This window comes from Allobosea sp. FBZP-16, from assembly GCF_002831785.1.
In the GTDB taxonomy this organism is placed as follows: domain Bacteria; phylum Pseudomonadota; class Alphaproteobacteria; order Rhizobiales; family Beijerinckiaceae; genus Allobosea; species Allobosea lupini.
On record NZ_LNCQ01000052.1, the window covers coordinates 15,520 to 31,940 of the forward strand.

Here is a 16,421-nt window from a genome sequence, read left to right on the forward strand (position 1 = left end):
GACAACCTCAGCCCTCATCCTGAGGAGCGCTCGCAGAGCGCGTCTCGAAGGATGCTTCCAGCGCACTCTGGAGCATCCTTCGAGACGCCGCTACGCGGCTCCTCAGGATGAGGGCTGAGAGGCGGAGGCAGGCTCATGCCACCGGTCTTCGATGACGGCTTCCGCGACAAGCTCGGCGAGCTCTTCGCCTGGCGCCGGGATGTCAGGCGTTTTCGCCGCGAGCCGGTGTCGGAGGAGCTCCTGACCAGGCTGTGCGAACTGATGCAGCTTTCGCCCTCGGTCGGCCATTCGCAGCCCTGGCGCTGGCTGACGGTCGCAGATGCCGAGCAGCGTGCCGCGGTGCAGGCCAGCTTCTCCCGCTGCAATGCCGATGCGCTGGCCGCGTATGAGGGCGAGCGCGCCGCGCTCTATGCCCGCCTGAAGCTCGAAGGCCTGCGCGAGGCGCCGGTGCAGTTCGCGGTGTTCTGCGACCACGCCACGGCGCAGGGTCATGGCCTCGGCCGCCGGACCATGCCGGAGATGCTGGACTATTCGGTCGTGGCGGCGATCACGCAGTTCTGGCTCGCCGCCCGCGCCCATGGGCTCGGCCTCGGCTGGGTCTCGATCCTCGACCCCGCTGAGATCGCAGCAATCGTCGGCGCGCCGCCTGACTGGAAGCTGATCGGCTATCTCTGTCTCGGCTATCCCGAGGAGGAGCAGGAGGTGCCGGAGCTGGTCCGCGCCGGCTGGGAGCGCGACCAGCGACTCACCGGACGCGATTAGACCTTCCGCCCGGGCGCACCGCGCAGGCCGAGGGCGGTCAGGACGGCGATCACCGCCGCACCGCCGACGAGCCCGGCCGCCGAAGGCCAACCGAACGCTTCGATGACACTGCCGATGGCGACGGGCCCGACGACCTGGCCAAGGTTGCTGCCCTGCATCAGCAGGCCGATGACGACAGGTGTCAATCCGGCCGCCGGCGCCAGCACCGGCGCAGACGACAGCAGGGTCGCTGGAATGATCCCGCCGACCATCGAGAACAGGACGCAAAGCAGGAAGGTCGCGGAATCCGGCAGCAGGCCGAGGAAGATGCCGATGGCAGACAGCCCCATGACGAGGCTTGCGGCCACGATCAGGCTGACGCGCGAGACGCCGCGCGCGAGCAACAGGCCGGCAGCGAGGTTGCCGATGATGTTGACGGCGCTGGCGAGGGCGCCGAGCAGGCCCGCCGTCGCTAGCGAGACCTGCATGCGCTGCATCAGCAGCACCGGCAGGAAATTGAACAGGGCGAAGAACATCAGCGCGTAGAGCGCGAAGATGAAGCCCAGGAGCACTGGCCCACGCGCGCTCAGCACCGCGCCGGCGTCGCCGGCAAGAGCCGTCCAGGATGGCCGCGTGCCGCCGCTGCTGTTCGGCACCGTCAGCACGGTCAGGACCATCGCGGCGACCGCGAGCGCACCGGTAACCTGCCATATCATCCGCCAGTCGGTGAGCCAGAGCCCCGCGAGCATGGCGAGCGCGATGCCGGTCGGCATGAAGCAGCTCCACAGCGCCATGGCGATGTCGCGCTGGGCAGGGCTGGCAACGCGCTGGAGGATTGCGGGGGCGGCAATGGTGATCAGCAGGAAGCCGAGCCCTTCGACGACGCGTGAGGCGAGCAGCATCGGGAAGCGCGGCGCCGCCGCGCCCAGGAAAGCGCCGAGCGCGATCGCCAGCAGGCCGAGCAGCAGAACGCGCCGGGCGCCGAACGCGATGGCGAGCGTGCCGACCGGGATGCCGCCGAGCATGCCGAGCACGGCGAAGATCGAGGCGAGCCAGCCGAGCGTGCCGAGATCGAGCCCGAACTCGGCCTGGACCAGCGGCATCGCGATCGCCGCCTTGCCGACCTGCAGCGCCGCGACGATACCGCTGGCGACGACCACGGAAACAGCGAGCCAGTCGGTCCTGGCGTCCTCTGTTGCGACCGCAGCCGTCATGAGCGCGATCTCGCGACGATGATCTCTGCGGGATAGTCGGCCATGCTCGGTTCCTTGGATGGCATTACGGCGTCGCCCGGAGATGTCGTTTTCAGTCGATCTCGAAAAGTGAGATAATTGGCATCGAGTCGATCAAGGAAATCGATCATGCTGGATGCACTCACCCTCGACCAGATGCGCACCTTCGTGACCGTAGCCGAAGCCGGCAGCTTCCGCTCGGCCGCGACGCGGCTGTCGCGGGCCCAGTCCGCCATCAGCCATGCCATCGCCAATCTGGAGGGGCAGCTCGGCCTGCAACTGTTCGACCGCTCGGGCCATCGCCCGGCCCTGACGGCGGAAGGCAAAGCCTTGCTCACCGACATCAGGGAGGTCCTGCTGCGCGTCGGCGCCTTGAAGGCCCGCGCCCATGGGCTGAGCCGGGGCGTCGAGATCGAGCTGTCGCTGACGATCGACGTGCTGTTCCCTATTCCCCTCATCGGCGCCGCCCTCGCCGGCCTGCGCGAGCAGTACCCCTCCGTCTCCATCAGGCTCGCCATCGAACCGCTCGGCGGGCCGATCGCGGCGCTTCTGGAGCGCCGCAGCGCTCTCGCCATCACGGTCGGCGAGAATTTCCGCGACCCGCGCATCGCGATCGAGGCCCTGACCAGCATCGAGGCGATTGCGGTCGTCGCGGCGGCACATCCGCTCGCCCGGGCAGGCGACGGGCGCGTCCTGTCGCGCTCCGAACTCGCCGGACATCTCCAGATCGTGCAGATCGACCCGACGCCGATCTCGGGCGCGCAGGATTTCGGCGTGCTCTCGCCGCAGACCTGCCGCGTCACCGGGCAGGATACCAAGCATGCGATGATCCTGGCCGGGCTCGGCTGGGGCCGGCTGCCGAGCTGGCTGATCGAGCGAGACCTTGCCGAAGGCAGGCTGGTCAGGGTCGCGACAAGGGCGCTCGGCCGGAACGCGCAGCTCCCGGCCGAAGCCTATCTCGCCCACCGCCTCGACGAGGCGATGGGCCCGGCCGCCCGCGCCTTCGCGCAGGCGCTGGCGCGGCTTTGCGAGGTCAGAGCGCGACCTTGAACGGCGCTTCCGTCTTGGCCTTGATCTCGTCGAGCGAAACGCCCTCAGCAAGCTCGATCAGGGTCATGCCGCCGCCATTCTCGTCGATCGTGAAGACGCCGAGATCGGTGATCACCATGTCGACGACGCCGGCGCCGGTCAGCGGCAGGTCGCAGGCCTTGAGCAGCTTCGGCGATTCCGAGCCGTCCTTGTTCTTGGCGACGTGCTCCATCACCACGACGACCTTCTTGACGCCGGCGACGAGGTCCATGGCGCCGCCCATGCCCTTCACCATCTTGCCGGGGATCATCCAGTTGGCGAGGTCGCCATTCTCAGCGACCTGCATGGCGCCGAGGATGGAGAGATCGATATGGCCGCCGCGGATCATGCCGAAGGAGTCGGACGAGGAGAAATAGCTCGTCGTCGGCAATTCGGTGATGGTCTGCTTGCCGGCATTGATCAGGTCCGGGTCCTCCTCGCCCTCATAGGGGAAAGGGCCCATGCCGAGCATGCCGTTCTCCGACTGGAGCTGCACGCTCATGCCATCGGGGATGTAGTTCGAGACGAGCGTCGGAATACCGATGCCGAGATTGACGTAGAAGCCGTCCTTCAGCTCCTTGGCGGCGCGAGCGGCGATCTGTTCACGGGTCCAGGCCATGTGCTGATCTCCTTCTCAAGCCGTTTCGCGCTTGCGCACGGTGCGCTGCTCGATGCGCTTCACCGGATTGGCGACGTGCACGATGCGCGTCACGAAGATGCCGGGGGTGTGGATCTGGTCGGGATCGATCTCGCCGGCCGGGACAAGATGCTCGACCTGGGCGATCGTCATGCGCGAGGCGCTGGCCATCATCGGATTGAAGTTGCGCGCCGTCTTCCGGTAGACGAGGTTGCCCTCGGTATCGCCCTTCCAGGCATGGACGATCGAGATATCGGCGAAGAGGCCGCGCTCCATGATGTAGCGCTCGCCGTCGAACTCGCGCTCCTCCTTGCCCTCGGCGATCAGCGTGCCGACGCCGGTCTTGGTGAAGAAGGCCGGGATCCCGGCGCCGCCGGCCCGGATGCGCTCGGCCAGCGTGCCCTGCGGGTTGAATTCGAGCTCGAGCTGGCCGGAAAGATACTGCTCGGCGAAGAGCTTGTTCTCGCCGACGTAAGAGCTGATCATCTTCCTGATCTGCTTGGTCTCGAGCAGGATGCCGAGGCCGGCGCCGTCGACGCCGGCATTGTTGGAGATGAAGGTCAGGTCCTTGGCGCCGGAGTCGCGGATCGCCTCGATCAGCGTATCGGGAATGCCGCAGAGGCCGAAACCGCCGGCCATGATGGTCATGCCGTCCTTGACGACGCCGGCGAGCGCCGCCTTGGCGTCAGGAAAAACCTTCTTCATCGGGATGCCTTCGTCGCTGGTGATCGTAAGGGAGCCTCGAAAAACAACTAGCCGAGCGCATGGTGCGGTTGCAACATCAGTCGCCGACGCGCCCGTCCTGCGGCCATGCGCAGCCGGGGGCCTCGAACGGCGAGACATGACAGCCCGGCCCGGCCGATGTTACCAAACGGCGCGCCCTGCCTTCCGGAGCCACGCCCTTGTCCGCTTCCCGCTCCATCCTGCTGATCATCGGCGGCGGCATCGCCGCCTATAAGTGCCTGGAGCTGATCCGGCGCCTGAAGGATCACGGCATCGCCTGCCGCTGCATCCTGACCAAGGCGGGCGAGCAGTTCGTCACGCCGCTGGCGGTGTCCTCGCTCGCGGGCGAGAAATGCTTCACCGACCTGTTCTCGCTGACCGACGAGGCCGATATCGGCCATATCGCCCTGTCGCGCTCGACCGATCTCCTGGTCGTCGCGCCCGCCACCGCCGACCTGATCGCCAAGATGGCGAACGGGCATGCCGACGATCTCGCTTCCACCGCGTTATTGGCAACGGACAAGCGCGTCCTGATCGCACCGGCGATGAACCCGCGGATGTGGCAGCATCCGGCGACGCGGCGCAACATGGCGACGCTGCAGAAGGACGGCGTTCTCGTCGTCGGCCCCAACTCCGGCGCCATGGCCGAGCGCGGCGAGAGCGGCCCCGGTCGCATGTCCGAGCCGCACGAACTTCTGGCCGCAATCGAGATGGCGCTCGCCGGCGACAGCAGGCAGACGCCGTCGATCGGCTTTCTGGGCCGCCTGCCCGGCGGGGCGCCATCAGGGCCGAAGCCGCTTGCGGGCAGGCGCGTGCTCGTCACCTCCGGCCCGACGCACGAGCCGATCGACCCGGTGCGCTATATCGCCAACCGCTCCTCCGGCAAGCAGGGCCACGCCATCGCGGCAGCCGCGGCGGCCGCGGGCGCACAGGTGACGCTGATCTCCGGGCCGGTGACGATTCCCGACCCCGTCGGTGTCAACACCGTCCATGTCGAGAGCGCACGCGACATGCTGGCGGCGACTGAAAGCGCGCTGCCAGCCGATATCGCAATCTTCGCCGCGGCCGTCGCCGACTGGCGGACCGCCGATGCCGCCGGCCAGAAGATGAAGAAGGACGGCAAGAGTCCGCCCAGCCTCGCGCTGGTCGAGAATCCCGACATCCTCGCCACCATCGCGGCGCGCGAGATCGACCGGCCGGCCGTGGTCGTCGGCTTCGCGGCGGAGACGCAGAACGTCGTCGACTACGCCCGCGCCAAGCTGGCGAAGAAGGGCTGCGACCTGATCGTCGCCAACGATGTCGGCGGCACCGGGGTGATGGGCGGCGACGCCAATACCGTTCACCTCGTCACAACGGACAGCGTCGAGACCTGGCCGACCTTGCCCAAGGCGGATGTGGCGACGCGTCTCGTCGCGCATTTCGCCGACCTGCTGGCGCATAAGGGCTGAGATCGATGGCGACGCTCCGCATCAGGCGCCTGCCGCACGCCCAGGGCCTGCCGCTGCCGGCCTATGAGACGGTCGGCGCCGCCGGGCTCGACCTGCGTGCCGCCCTGCCGGACGGGCCGCTGCGGCTGGAGCCGGGAGCGCGGCTGCTCGTGCCGACCGGCCTCGTGCTCGAACTGCCTGACGGAACGGAAGGGCAAGTAAGGCCGCGCTCCGGTCTGGCGCTGCGCCATGGCGTCACCCTGCTCAACACACCCGGCACGATCGACGCGGACTATCGCGGCGAGGTCGGCATCATCCTGATCAATCATGGCCGGGAGGCCTTCACCATCCAGCACGGCGACCGTATCGCACAGCTCGTCATCGCTGCCGTGCTGCAGGCGGACATCGCCGAGGTCGGGGAACTCAGCGAGACCGAACGCGGCGACGGCGGTTTCGGCTCGACCGGGATAAGCGATCCGGCGCTGCGGCAAGCGGCCGGAGACAAGGCATGATCCAGCTCTCGCGCCGCAGCCTGCTCGCCGTCACCGCGGTTGTCGACATCGCCCTGCACGCCCGCCCAACCCCGGTCGCGGCCAAGGCGCTGGCGGCCCGGCACGAACTGCCGCCGCGCCATTTAGAGACCGTGCTGCAGGCGCTGGTCAGGGTCGGCATCCTCAAGGGCGTGCGCGGCCCACGCGGCGGCTATGAGCTCGCCAAGGAGCGCCGCCGCATCACCGCCGGCGAGATCGTGCGCGCCGCCATGCAGGCCAATGCCGACGAAGCCCTGCCGCCGCTGCCGCAATCCGCGCTGGTCGATGTGGTCATCGACCCGATGATGCAGCAGGCCATGGAAGCCTGGCTCGCCAAGCTCGACGCCGTCACCGTCGCCGATCTCTGCCGCGAGGCGGAAGGGCGCGCAGCGACGGGGAAGCCAGCGATCGATACGGATTTCACAATCTGATCTGTTTAATCTACCATTTCTCGACAGATTCTGTGATTTGATGCTACGCTGACCAAAGGTTCTCGCTTCGGATCACCCGCTCGTCACCAGCAAGGAGGCCGCCATGGCCGATGCAGCCCAGAAGCCCGCCCATGTCCCCGGCCGCGGCCGCGTCTACGATTCGATCACCGATACGATCGGCGATACCCCGCTGGTGCGCCTGAACCGCCTGCCGGCCGAGCGCGGCGTCAAGGCGACGATCCTGGCCAAGCTCGAATTCTTCAACCCGATCTCCAGCGTGAAGGACCGCATCGGCGTCGCCATGATCGACGCGCTCGAAGCTTCCGGCGCGCTCAAGCCTGGCGGCACGCTGATCGAGCCGACCTCGGGCAATACCGGCATCGCGCTCGCCTTCGCCGCCGCCGCGCGCGGCTACCGCCTGATCCTGGTGATGCCCGAGACGATGTCGCTCGAGCGCCGCAAGATGCTGTCCTTCCTCGGCGCCGAGCTGGTGCTGACTCCCGGCCCTGGCGGTATGCGCGGCGCCATCACCAAGGCCGAGGAGCTCAAGAACGAGATTCCCGGCGCGATCATCCCGCAGCAGTTCGAGAATCCGGCCAATCCGGCGATCCACCGCAAGACCACCGCCGAGGAGATCTGGAACGACACGAATGGCGCGGTCGACATCGTCATCTCCGGCGTCGGCACCGGCGGCACCATCACCGGCGTCGGCCAGGTGCTGAAGGCCAAGAAGCCTGCGGTGAAGATGGTCGCGGTCGAGCCGGAAGATTCACCGGTCCTGTCGGGCGGCCAGGCCGGCCCGCACAAGATCCAGGGCATCGGCGCCGGCTTCGTGCCGGGCATCCTCGACCGGAGCGTCATCGACGAGGTCGTCACCGTCGGCAACCAGACGGCGTTCGAGACGTCGCGGGCGCTCGCCAAGGCCGAGGGCATCCCGGCCGGCATCTCCTCGGGCGCGGCGATTGCCGCGGCGCTGGAGGTCGGCGCCCGGCCGGAGAACGCCGGCAAGACAATCGTGGTGATCATCCCGTCCTTCGCCGAGCGCTACATCTCCAGCGCCCTGTTCGAAGGCCTTTGATCCCAACGAACCTACAGATTGTCCGGGTCGGCGAAGCCCTGCCGGACGACCTGCCTGCCTTGCAGGACGAGGCGGCGGCCGAAGGCTACCGCTTCGTCGAGGGCATCCTGGAGGAATGGGGTGCTGGCCTCTACCAGACCGGCGACGAGCGCAACACCCTGCTCGCGGTGTATCGCGAAGGCGTGCTGGCGGCGATCGGAGCGGTGACGCCTGATCCTTATGACCCGGCGCCCGATCTGCTGCGCATCCGCCATGTCTATGTCCGGCCGGCGAATCGACGTGAAGGCGTCGGCCGTCTCCTCGCGAGCGCCTTGATCCAGCAAGGGCTCGCGCTGGCGCCGCGGCTTTCGCTCAACGCCGCCGATGCCGGCGCTTCCGCTTTCTGGGAAGCGATGGGCTTCCGGCCGGATGCCGGCGAGACGCGCCGGACCCATCTGCTGATGCGCTGAGCCTCTCAGGGCCGGAGCGTGATCCGGTTGCCCCAGGGATCGACGACCGACCCGTCATCGCCACCAGCGGCCGCCATGCGCCGGCTGAGCGCGGCATGAGCTTCCGCATCGCGCGCGACCAGCTCGAAACTCGACAAGCCCGCCTCATTGTCCCGGCGAGGGCCGGCGCCGCGGCTGTGCCAGGTATTGGCGGCGATGTGGTGGTGATAGCCGCCGGTCGCCATGAAGCTCGCGCCGGGATAGTGCACCATCACCTCGAAGCCGAGTGCATCGCGATAGAAGCCCTCGGCCTGCTGGACGTCACCGACACACAGATGGACATGGCCCATCACGGTACCGTCCGGCATGCCGGCATAGGCTTGCGGCTCGGCATCGCGCAGGAGCGCGTCGAGATCGAGCCGCTCGGTCGCCATCTTGATCCGGCCGCCATCGAGCCGCGGCCATTCCGGACGGCTGCGGTCGCGATAGATCTCGATGCCGTTGCCCTCGGGATCGGAGAGGTAGAGCGCCTCGCTGACGAGATGGTTCGAGGCACCTTCCAGCCCGGTGCGCGTCTCGGCGGCGTGCCGCAGCCAGTTGCCGAGGTCGCGGCGCGAGGGCAGCAGGATTGCCATATGGAACAGGCCGGCGGCCGAGGACGGGTGCTGCGCGCCGGCTTCCAGCTTGACCAGTGGCTCGCCTCCGGCGCCGAGCACGGCGTGGTCGGCATCCTGCTCGAGGACCGAAAGCCCGATCGCATCGCGATAGAACGCCGTCAGCCCGGCGAGATCGCGCACGCGCAAGCTCACCGCGCCGATATGGACGGGCGCGTCGAGTGCCTCGTTGCGATGGGCCAAGGTCTCTGTGGCTGCGGACATGGGGGCTGCTCCAAACTTGCGGGCGGCATCGCCACCTGGCCACAAGATGGGGTTTTCAGCGGCGCTTGTCGCCCCAGGGCAGGACAAGCCGGGTATTGCATTGACGCAATGAAGGGGCGCCCGGGAGCGATGCGACATGGCTTCGGCGAGCCGTGATGTCAGCGCTGCTGCCTCAGCGCCCCGACGAATTCGGCGACCGGGTGGATGCCCGGGGTCTCGGCCGCCAAGGCATCGAGCGCCTCGGCGATATCACCACAGCCCGCAGGCGTCAGCGCACGCAAGCTGGACGAAACCTTGTTGTAGGACGACGTTCCGCGGCTTGCGAGCGAGCGATCGACCACGAAGGTCTCGATCGTCCCGTCCAGGCGCTCGACGAAGAGGGCGAGCGAGCCGCCATCGGCCGCCGTGGCGCTGTCCGTCACAGCCTTGAACATTCGCCCTCCGGGAATCGCTGCGTGCTACGCCCGCTCCGCCAGGGCCCGCGCGATCGCTGCCCGGAACTCGGGAATGCCAAGGCCCTTCTCGCTGGAGGTCAGCAGCACCTCGGGGAAGGCGGCGGGGCGGCGCTTGATCTCGTCATAGGTCGCCTCGGCCATGAAGGTCTGGTCGGCCTGCTTCAGCGCATCGCCCTTGGTCAGCACGACCTGATAGCTGACGGCGGCCTTGTCGAGCGTCTCCAGCACGGCGCCGTCGACATCCTTGATACCGTGGCGGGCGTCGATCAGCACATAGACGCGCATCAGATTGGCGCGCCCTCGCAGATAATCGTGGATCAGCTTCGTCCAGGCCGCGACCTTCTCCTTGCCGACGGCGGCATAGCCATAGCCGGGCATGTCGACGATGGTCAGAGCATGGCGCGAAAAAGTGGGAACCGGTTTTTCGCCGAAGCCATGCTCCGAACTTTGAGTGTCGATCACGTTCTTCGCAGTCGGGCGATCTCGCCCGCCTGCGACGTGATCGATGCGCTCATCATGATCGACCTGGCGGAAGAAGTTGAGCTGCTGGGTGCGGCCCGGCGTATGCGAGGTCCGCGCCAGGGCGTTGCGGCGGGTCAGCGCGTTGATCAGACTCGACTTGCCGACATTGGAGCGGCCGGCGAAGGCGATCTCCTGCCCGACCATGGGTGGCAGGTCGTCGATCTTGGTCGAGGCCCAGACGAAATCCCAGGGACCCTCGAACAGTTTCCGGGCGGATTCGAGCTCGTCGGCGGTAAAGGGCGTGGTTGTGCTGGCGGTCATGGTCCTTGCCTACACGGCCGAGCGCAGCGCGTCGATGTCCGCGCCGGCGATCAGGGGCAGGTTGCGCGCGATCTTGTCCGGCCCCCAATCCCACCAGCGGATCTCGAGCAGCGCCGTGACCACCTCGGGCGGGAAGCGCGTCTTCACGACGCGGCCGGGATTGCCGACCACGACGGCGTAAGGCGGCACGTCGCGGGAGACCTGGGCCCGCGTGCCGATGATGGCGCCGTCGCCGACCGTGACGCCCGGCATGATCACCGCCTCGCGGCCGATCCAGACATCGTTGCCGATCACGGTGTCGCCCCGCAGGCCCAGCCCGTCGCGGGTGAAGTCCGGCACGGTCTCGAAGCCGAACATGCCGAACGGATAGGTCGAGAAGCCGCCCATGGGATGGTTGGCGCCATTCATGATGAACTGGGCTGCCTGGGCGATCGCGACGAATTTGCCGATGATCAGCCGGTCGCCGATGAAGTCGAAATGATAGCGCACGCAGCGGGCGAGGAAATGCTCGGGCCCGCGCGAGTCGTCATAGTAGCTGTAGTCGCCGACCTCGACGAGCGGATGATCGACGATGGCCTTGAGGAAGGCGGTGCCCTTCCAGCCGGCGATCGGATGGCGGGTTTTCGGATCGGGAAGAGGCATGGCGCGGCACTAAGCACATCGCCATGATCGGGGACAAGCCGCGAAGCGGTGCAAAAAGCAAAACGCCGGAGCCCCAAGAGGCGTCCGGCGTTCGATTTTTCTCACATGCAAGGCTCTCGCCCGGCTACTTCACTTCTTGTTGCTGTTTGCCGGCTTGCCTGGCGCGGGCACGGCCGGGGTCGCAGCCGCGGCAGCCGGCTTCTTGCCGAACATGGCCTTGATGTTGTCCCAGAGCTCGATCTTAACGCCGTGCTTCTTCATGATGAAGCCTTGCTGCGTCACCGAAAGCAGGTTGTTCCAGGTCCAGTAGATCACCAGGCCGGCCGGGAACGAGCCGAGCAGGAAGGTGAAGAACACCGGCATCCAGGTGAACATCATCTTCTGGACCGGATCCGGCGGCTCCGGATTCATCTTCATCTGCACGAACATCGTGATCCCCATCAGGATCGGCCAGATACCGAGATGGAGCATGGCCGGCGGCGTGAACGGCAGCAGGCCGAACAGGTTGAAGAGGTTTGTCGGATCGGGCGCGGCGAGGTCCTTGATCCAGCCGTAGAACGGCGCGTGCCGCATCTCGATGGTGATGAACAGGATCTTGTAGAGCGCGAAGAAGACCGGGATCTGCACCAGCACCGGCCAGCAGCCGGCGAGCGGATTGATCTTCTGCGTCTTGTACAGCTCCATCAGCGCCTGCTGCTGCTTCATCTTGTCGTCAGCATAGCGCTCGCGGATCGCCATCATCTCGGGCTGAACCGCCTTCATCTTCGCCATCGAGGCGTAGGACTTGCTGGCGAGCGGGAAGAACAGGGCTTTCAGCAGGACGGTCACGACCAGGATGGCGATGCCGAAATTGCCGACATGCTTGTAGACCCAGTCCATCACGTAGAACATCGGCTTCGTGATGAAATAGAACCAGCCCCAGTCGATCATCAGCTCGAAGCGCTTGATCCCCTGGTTCTTCTCGTAGCCGTCGATCGCCGCCACTTCCTTGGCGCCGGCGAACAGGCGCGAGGAGGCGCTGGCGGAGGCGCCGGGCGCGACGTTGACGGCTTCGCCGAGGAAGTCGGCCTGGTAGGTGCGGACCGAACCGGTCTGGACCGAGGAGTAGCGGCCCTCGTATTTCTTGCCCTGGTCAGGAATCGCGGCCGCAGCCCAGTACTTGTCGGTGATGCCGACGAAGCCGCCGAGCACGTCCTTCCAGACCTTGCCATGCGCCGCCGAGCCGAGCGCCGGTTCCTTGTCGATGGCGTCGTAGGTGTATTCCTGAAGGCCCTGCTCGCCGAGCGAGCCGATCATGCCCTCGTGCAGCACGTAGTAGCCGAGCGTCGCCGGCTTGCCGACGCGCACGACCTGACCATAGGGATAGAGCGAGACGGCGCTCGTGCCCTTGTTCTCGACCTCGTCGCGGATCGAGAACATGGCGTTGTCGTCGACCGCAATGGTGCGCTTGAAGGTCAGGCCCTGGCCGTTGTCCCAGGTCAGCACCACCGGCTTGGCCGAAGTCAGGACCTGGCTGTCGGCGGTCCAGACCGTATTGGCGTTCGGCAGCGCGACATTGGCGCCCGGCCCGGCGACCCAGCCGAAATCGGAGTAATAGGCATTCGGCCCGCCGGCCGGCGAGAGCAGCACGATGATCGGGCTCTTCGGATCGACCGTCTCGTGATAGGCCTTGAGCGAGACGTCATCGATGCGCGCACCGGTCAGCGAGAGCGAGCCGGCGATCTTGGGCGTGTCGATCCTGATGCGTGGCCCGGCGGCGAGCGCCGCCTCGCGGGTCGCAGCAGGAGCAGCCGTGACCGGAGCCTGGCCGGGCTGCGCCGGGGCGCTGCCCTGGGCCGGAGCCGGAGCGGTGCCGGAAGCGGTCGGCGCGCCGGAGGGCTGCGTCGCCTGCTGGCTCTGCGTCTGCTGATTCTGCAGGGCGATCTGCTTCTGCTTTTCCGCCTGCGGCAGGCCGTAGAAATACTGCCAGCCGAGCAGCACGACGACCGAGAGCGTGATCGCCAGCAACAGATTGCGGTTGTCTTCTTTCATCATCCGTCTCGGAGGCAGTCTCGCGGGCCCGGAAGGGGCCCTAAGAGGCTTTGCGGGGGGCGGAGCGGCGCTTGCCGCCACTGGCTGGGCGGGCGCGGTCGAACGCGACCGAAAGGTCGGCGACCATCGCGGTAAAATCGGCCTGGACGGTCTCGGGCCGGGCGACGATCACGAGATCGCAGGGTTTGCCGATCTGCTCTGCGAGCGCAAGTGCAGCAGCAGCGCGCAGGCGGCGGCGGATGCGGTTACGCACCACGGCGTTGCCGGTCTTGCGTGAAGCGGTCAAGCCGAGACGCAGATCATCCTGGCCCGGCTTGTCGAGCACCTGCACGGTGAAAGCGGACGAACGAAAACAGCGGCCGTGCTCGGCCGCCGCGAGAAAGTCCTTGCGTTGCGTCAGACGGGCGAGGCGCATGGCGGTTGGCCAGTCTTCCGGAACAGGCGCGCCTACAACGCGCGCCTTTGGGCTCATCAGGCCGACAGGCGCTTGCGGCCGTGGGCGCGACGAGCGGCAATGACCTTGCGGCCACCCGTGGTCGCCATGCGGGCGCGGTAGCCGTGACGGCGCTTACGCACCAGCTTGCTGGGTTGATAGGTTCTCTTCACGGTCCGTCTCCGGGGCCTTGTTCGGCAGGGCGGGCGCAGCTTTCGCGGGAAAGCCAATGCCAGCCAGGCCTGTCATGCAAAAAGGGCCGCGCCGCCCGGTAGGCAGCGCAGGTCGCGGGCTTATGGCGGATGGGGAGACCTGAGTCAATGCCGAAACGGCTGCGCCGTGCCGTCGCAGCGGCGCTTTTTGCCTCGGTTCGTTTGCCTCGGACTTGCGCTCGCGCGCCGAAGCGCCGATATAGCGCCCGGGAGGTTGGCGAGGGACGTCTCACTCGCCAACCCGGTCAGGTCCGGAAGGAAGCAGCCGTAACGAGACCGAACGGGTCTTCGTCCAACCTCCTACTTCACGCGCGAATCCTTCAGCGCGGATCTGGCTGCGTGCGAATGCGCGAGCCTTGGCTTCCCTCACATTCCTGACGCGTTCGCGCGCTGCTATGGCAGAGCGGCGTTGACCGGGACGTTGCGATTGGCGAAAGCAGGGGCATGACCGACGAGACCGTCCCCGCCGACGAGCCGGGTTTCCCCGGCATGGCCCCCGTGCCAGCTCCGGCCGCCGCAGCGCCGGCGGGTTATCGCGTCCTGGCGCGCAAATACCGGCCGGCGCATTTCGGCGACCTGATCGGCCAGGACGCCATGGTCCGGACGCTGACCAACGCCTTCGCCGCGGGCCGCATCCCGCAGGCCTGGATGCTGACCGGCGTGCGCGGTGTCGGCAAGACCACGACGGCTCGCATCCTAGCGCGCGCCCTGAACTACCAGAACGCCGACGGCACGGGCGCCCCGACCACCGACCTCTCGCAATTCGGCGTGCATTGCCAGGCGATCGTCGAGGGCCGGCACATCGACGTGATGGAGATCGACGCCGCCTCGAACAACGGTGTCGACAATGTCCGCCAGATCAACGACGCGGTGCGCTACGCCCCGGTCTCGGCGCGCTACAAGGTCTACATCATCGACGAGGTCCACATGCTCTCGGGAGGCGCCTTCAACGCCTTCCTGAAAACGCTGGAGGAGCCGCCGCCGCACGCCAAGTTCATCTTCGCCACTACCGAGATCCGGAAAGTGCCGGTCACGGTGCTGTCGCGCTGCCAGCGCTTCGACCTGCGCCGCGTCGATGCGGCGCTGCTGGTCGGGCATCTCGACAAGATCTGCCGGGCGGAAGGGATCGAAGCCGAGGAGGAGGCGCTCGCCGCCGTGGCGCGCGCCGCCGAGGGCTCGGTGCGCGATTCGCTCTCGATCCTCGACCAGGCGATCGCCCATGCCGGCGGCAAGATCACGCTGGACGAGGTCCGCAGCATGCTCGGCCTCTCCGACCGGGCACGCGTGATCGACCTGTTCGAGCTCACGATGAAGGGCGACATCGCCGGCGCCCTGACCGAGCTCAGGGCACAATACGACGCCGGCGCCGATCCGGCGGTGGTGCTCTCCGACCTCGCCGAGTTCAGCCATCTCGTCACCCGCCTCAAGCTCGTGCCGGAGGCGGCCAAGGATAACAGCCTGTCCCAGGCCGAGCGGGTGCGCGGCGCCGATTTCGCCCAGCGCTTGTCGATCCGCGTGCTGGCGCGGGCCTGGCAGATGCTGCTGAAGGCCGTCGGCGAGGTCCGCCAGGCCGACCGGCCGGTGATGGCGGCCGAGATGGCGCTGGTGCGCCTCGCCCATGCCGCCGATCTACCGACGCCGGACGAGGCGCTGCGCATGCTGCGTGACGGCAGCGGAGCCATAGGCGGAAACGGTTCTCCTGCCCCACGTCCACCTGCGGGCGGCGGCGCGACCGCGCTCGCGGCCCGGCCGGTGCTGGCCAGCGCCAACCCGATGCCCGCCGCGGCGCCGGCGGCCCAGGTTCGGGCCAGCGCCCTGCCGCAACCGCAGAGCTTCGAGGAGGTCGTCGCGCTCGCCTCGCGGCATCGCGACATCACCATGAAGCTGGCGCTGGAGCGCGATGTCCGCCTGGTGCGCTTCGAGCAGGGCCGGATCGAGTTCGCACTGGCGGAGCACGGCAACCGCCTGCTCGCCAACGATCTGTCGAAGCGGCTGAAGGAATGGACCGGCCAGACCTGGCTGGTGGCCATCGTCAATGCCGAGGGTTCGGCGACCCTGCGCGAGCAGGCGGTGGCGGCCCGCGACAAGCGCGAGAACGATGCCGCCAACCACCCCACCGTGCGCGCCGTGATGGAGCGCTTCCCGGGGGCGCGCATCGTCGATGTCCGTGATCCCCGTGCTGCTGAGGCCGAGGCGTCCGCCACCGCCACGAGCGGCGACGAGGACCTGCCCGAATTCGAGCCGCTCTTCGACGACAGCGAGCCCGATTTCGACGGTATCGAATTCTTGACCGACAACTGACCGCGAAGGGAGCACCGCCATGCGCGACATGATGGGCCTGATGAAACAGGCGCAGGACATGCAGAAGAAGATGGCCGAGATGCAGGCCCAGCTCGATACCCTCGAATTCGAGGGTTCGGCCGGCGGTGGCCTGGTCAAGCTGGTCATGACCGCCAAGAACGTGCTGAAGTCGGTGAAGATCGACCCGAGCCTGATGGTCCAGGGCGAGGAGGAGATCCTCGAGGACCTCGTCATCTCCGCCAGCAACGACGCCCGCAACAAGGCGGAGCGCGCCGTGCAGGAGCGGATGGCCGAGATGACCAAGGGACTGCCGCTGCCGCCCGGCATGCCGAAGCTGTTCTGACGATCCATTTTCGCGAGTCATCCCGGGCGATCGCAGATCGACCCGGGA

The 16,421-nt window shown here is 67.5% G+C and carries 19 protein-coding genes and 1 other RNA gene; 10 read left to right on the forward strand and 10 right to left on the reverse strand.

What is annotated here, in order from left to right; all coding sequences use genetic code 11:
• The first annotated feature begins 135 nt into the window (after window positions 1-135).
• The gene (gene bluB / locus CXY91_RS25770) at window positions 136-762 is read left to right on the forward strand and encodes a 5,6-dimethylbenzimidazole synthase (protein ID WP_100964578.1); all 627 of its coding nucleotides are present in this window, start codon (window positions 136-138) and stop codon (window positions 760-762) included.
• Here bluB and CXY91_RS25775 read toward each other — a convergent pair.
• Window positions 759-1,955: an MFS transporter gene (locus CXY91_RS25775; protein ID WP_100964580.1), complete on the reverse strand. Its 1,197-nt coding sequence runs from the start codon at window positions 1,953-1,955 to the stop codon at window positions 759-761. The two genes, bluB and CXY91_RS25775, sit on opposite strands and share 4 nt — an antisense overlap.
• Window positions 1,956-2,102: 147 nt before the next feature.
• Here CXY91_RS25775 and CXY91_RS25780 point away from each other — a divergent pair, with 147 nt between their 5' ends.
• Window positions 2,103-3,023 (forward strand): LysR family transcriptional regulator, encoded by a 921-nt coding sequence (locus tag CXY91_RS25780; protein ID WP_100964582.1) that lies wholly within the window; start codon window positions 2,103-2,105, stop codon window positions 3,021-3,023.
• Here the strand turns inward: CXY91_RS25780 and CXY91_RS25785 are convergent.
• Together CXY91_RS25785 and CXY91_RS25790 are read right to left on the reverse strand one after the other, a co-directional pair.
• On the reverse strand, window positions 3,007-3,660 hold the full coding sequence (locus CXY91_RS25785) for a CoA transferase subunit B (protein ID WP_091834679.1): 654 nt from the start codon (window positions 3,658-3,660) through the stop codon (window positions 3,007-3,009). The genes CXY91_RS25780 and CXY91_RS25785 overlap by 17 nt on opposite strands.
• Before the next feature lie 15 nt (window positions 3,661-3,675).
• Window positions 3,676-4,383 (reverse strand): CoA transferase subunit A, encoded by a 708-nt coding sequence (locus tag CXY91_RS25790; protein ID WP_100964584.1) that lies wholly within the window; start codon window positions 4,381-4,383, stop codon window positions 3,676-3,678.
• 197 nt (window positions 4,384-4,580) lie between these two features.
• Here CXY91_RS25790 and CXY91_RS25795 point away from each other — a divergent pair, with 197 nt between their 5' ends.
• The 5 genes from CXY91_RS25795 to CXY91_RS25815 all read left to right on the forward strand — a co-directional run bounded on the left by CXY91_RS25795 (window position 4,581) and on the right by CXY91_RS25815 (window position 8,316).
• Window positions 4,581-5,849 carry a phosphopantothenoylcysteine decarboxylase domain-containing protein gene (locus tag CXY91_RS25795; protein WP_100964586.1) on the forward strand — a complete coding sequence of 423 codons (1,269 nt, stop codon included), beginning with the start codon at window positions 4,581-4,583 and terminating at the stop codon, window positions 5,847-5,849.
• Between the two features lie 5 nt (window positions 5,850-5,854).
• On the forward strand, window positions 5,855-6,340 hold the full coding sequence (gene dut / locus CXY91_RS25800) for a dUTP diphosphatase (RefSeq protein WP_100964588.1): 486 nt from the start codon (window positions 5,855-5,857) through the stop codon (window positions 6,338-6,340).
• Window positions 6,337-6,789: an RrF2 family transcriptional regulator gene (locus CXY91_RS25805; protein ID WP_091834704.1), complete on the forward strand. Its 453-nt coding sequence runs from the start codon at window positions 6,337-6,339 to the stop codon at window positions 6,787-6,789. The genes dut and CXY91_RS25805 overlap by 4 nt, the downstream gene beginning before the upstream one ends.
• Before the next feature lie 103 nt (window positions 6,790-6,892).
• Entirely contained in the window at window positions 6,893-7,867 is a 975-nt protein-coding gene (cysK, locus tag CXY91_RS25810) for a cysteine synthase A (RefSeq protein ID WP_100964590.1), read from the forward strand.
• The gene (locus CXY91_RS25815) at window positions 7,864-8,316 is read left to right on the forward strand and encodes a GNAT family N-acetyltransferase (protein WP_100964592.1); all 453 of its coding nucleotides are present in this window, start codon (window positions 7,864-7,866) and stop codon (window positions 8,314-8,316) included. Before cysK ends, CXY91_RS25815 begins: the two co-directional genes overlap by 4 nt.
• Before the next feature lie 5 nt (window positions 8,317-8,321).
• On the opposite strand, the gene CXY91_RS25820 is transcribed toward CXY91_RS25815, so the two are convergent.
• The 7 genes from CXY91_RS25820 to rpmH form a co-directional block, all read right to left on the reverse strand.
• Complete coding sequence (locus CXY91_RS25820; RefSeq protein ID WP_100964594.1) at window positions 8,322-9,173, reverse strand: VOC family protein; 852 nt, start codon at window positions 9,171-9,173, stop codon at window positions 8,322-8,324.
• Between the two features lie 158 nt (window positions 9,174-9,331).
• Complete coding sequence (locus CXY91_RS25825) at window positions 9,332-9,607, reverse strand: hypothetical protein (protein ID WP_100964596.1); 276 nt, start codon at window positions 9,605-9,607, stop codon at window positions 9,332-9,334.
• Between the two features lie 24 nt (window positions 9,608-9,631).
• The gene (locus CXY91_RS25830) at window positions 9,632-10,411 is read right to left on the reverse strand and encodes a GTP-binding protein (RefSeq protein WP_100964598.1); all 780 of its coding nucleotides are present in this window, start codon (window positions 10,409-10,411) and stop codon (window positions 9,632-9,634) included.
• Between the two features lie 9 nt (window positions 10,412-10,420).
• Complete coding sequence (locus tag CXY91_RS25835) at window positions 10,421-11,053, reverse strand: CatB-related O-acetyltransferase (protein WP_100964600.1); 633 nt, start codon at window positions 11,051-11,053, stop codon at window positions 10,421-10,423.
• Window positions 11,054-11,182: 129 nt separating this feature from the next.
• A complete protein-coding gene (gene yidC / locus CXY91_RS25840) occupies window positions 11,183-13,084 on the reverse strand; it encodes a membrane protein insertase YidC (protein WP_100964602.1) in 1,902 nt (633 codons plus the stop codon).
• Window positions 13,085-13,124: 40 nt separating this feature from the next.
• Complete coding sequence (rnpA, locus tag CXY91_RS25845) at window positions 13,125-13,499, reverse strand: ribonuclease P protein component (RefSeq protein WP_100964604.1); 375 nt, start codon at window positions 13,497-13,499, stop codon at window positions 13,125-13,127.
• Window positions 13,500-13,555: 56 nt separating this feature from the next.
• A complete protein-coding gene (gene rpmH / locus CXY91_RS25850; RefSeq protein WP_057189143.1) occupies window positions 13,556-13,690 on the reverse strand; it encodes a 50S ribosomal protein L34 in 135 nt (44 codons plus the stop codon).
• Between the two features lie 247 nt (window positions 13,691-13,937).
• Between rpmH and ffs the strand changes: the two genes are divergently transcribed.
• The 3 genes from ffs to CXY91_RS25865 all read left to right on the forward strand — a co-directional run bounded on the left by ffs (window position 13,938) and on the right by CXY91_RS25865 (window position 16,373).
• Window positions 13,938-14,034: signal recognition particle sRNA small type (ffs, locus tag CXY91_RS25855), an RNA gene on the forward strand.
• 139 nt (window positions 14,035-14,173) lie between these two features.
• A complete protein-coding gene (locus tag CXY91_RS25860; RefSeq protein ID WP_100964606.1) occupies window positions 14,174-16,030 on the forward strand; it encodes a DNA polymerase III subunit gamma/tau in 1,857 nt (618 codons plus the stop codon).
• Window positions 16,031-16,049: 19 nt separating this feature from the next.
• Window positions 16,050-16,373, forward strand: coding sequence for a YbaB/EbfC family nucleoid-associated protein (locus tag CXY91_RS25865; RefSeq protein ID WP_091834743.1), 324 nt, complete (start codon window positions 16,050-16,052; stop codon window positions 16,371-16,373).
• The last annotated feature ends 48 nt before the right edge of the window (window positions 16,374-16,421 follow it).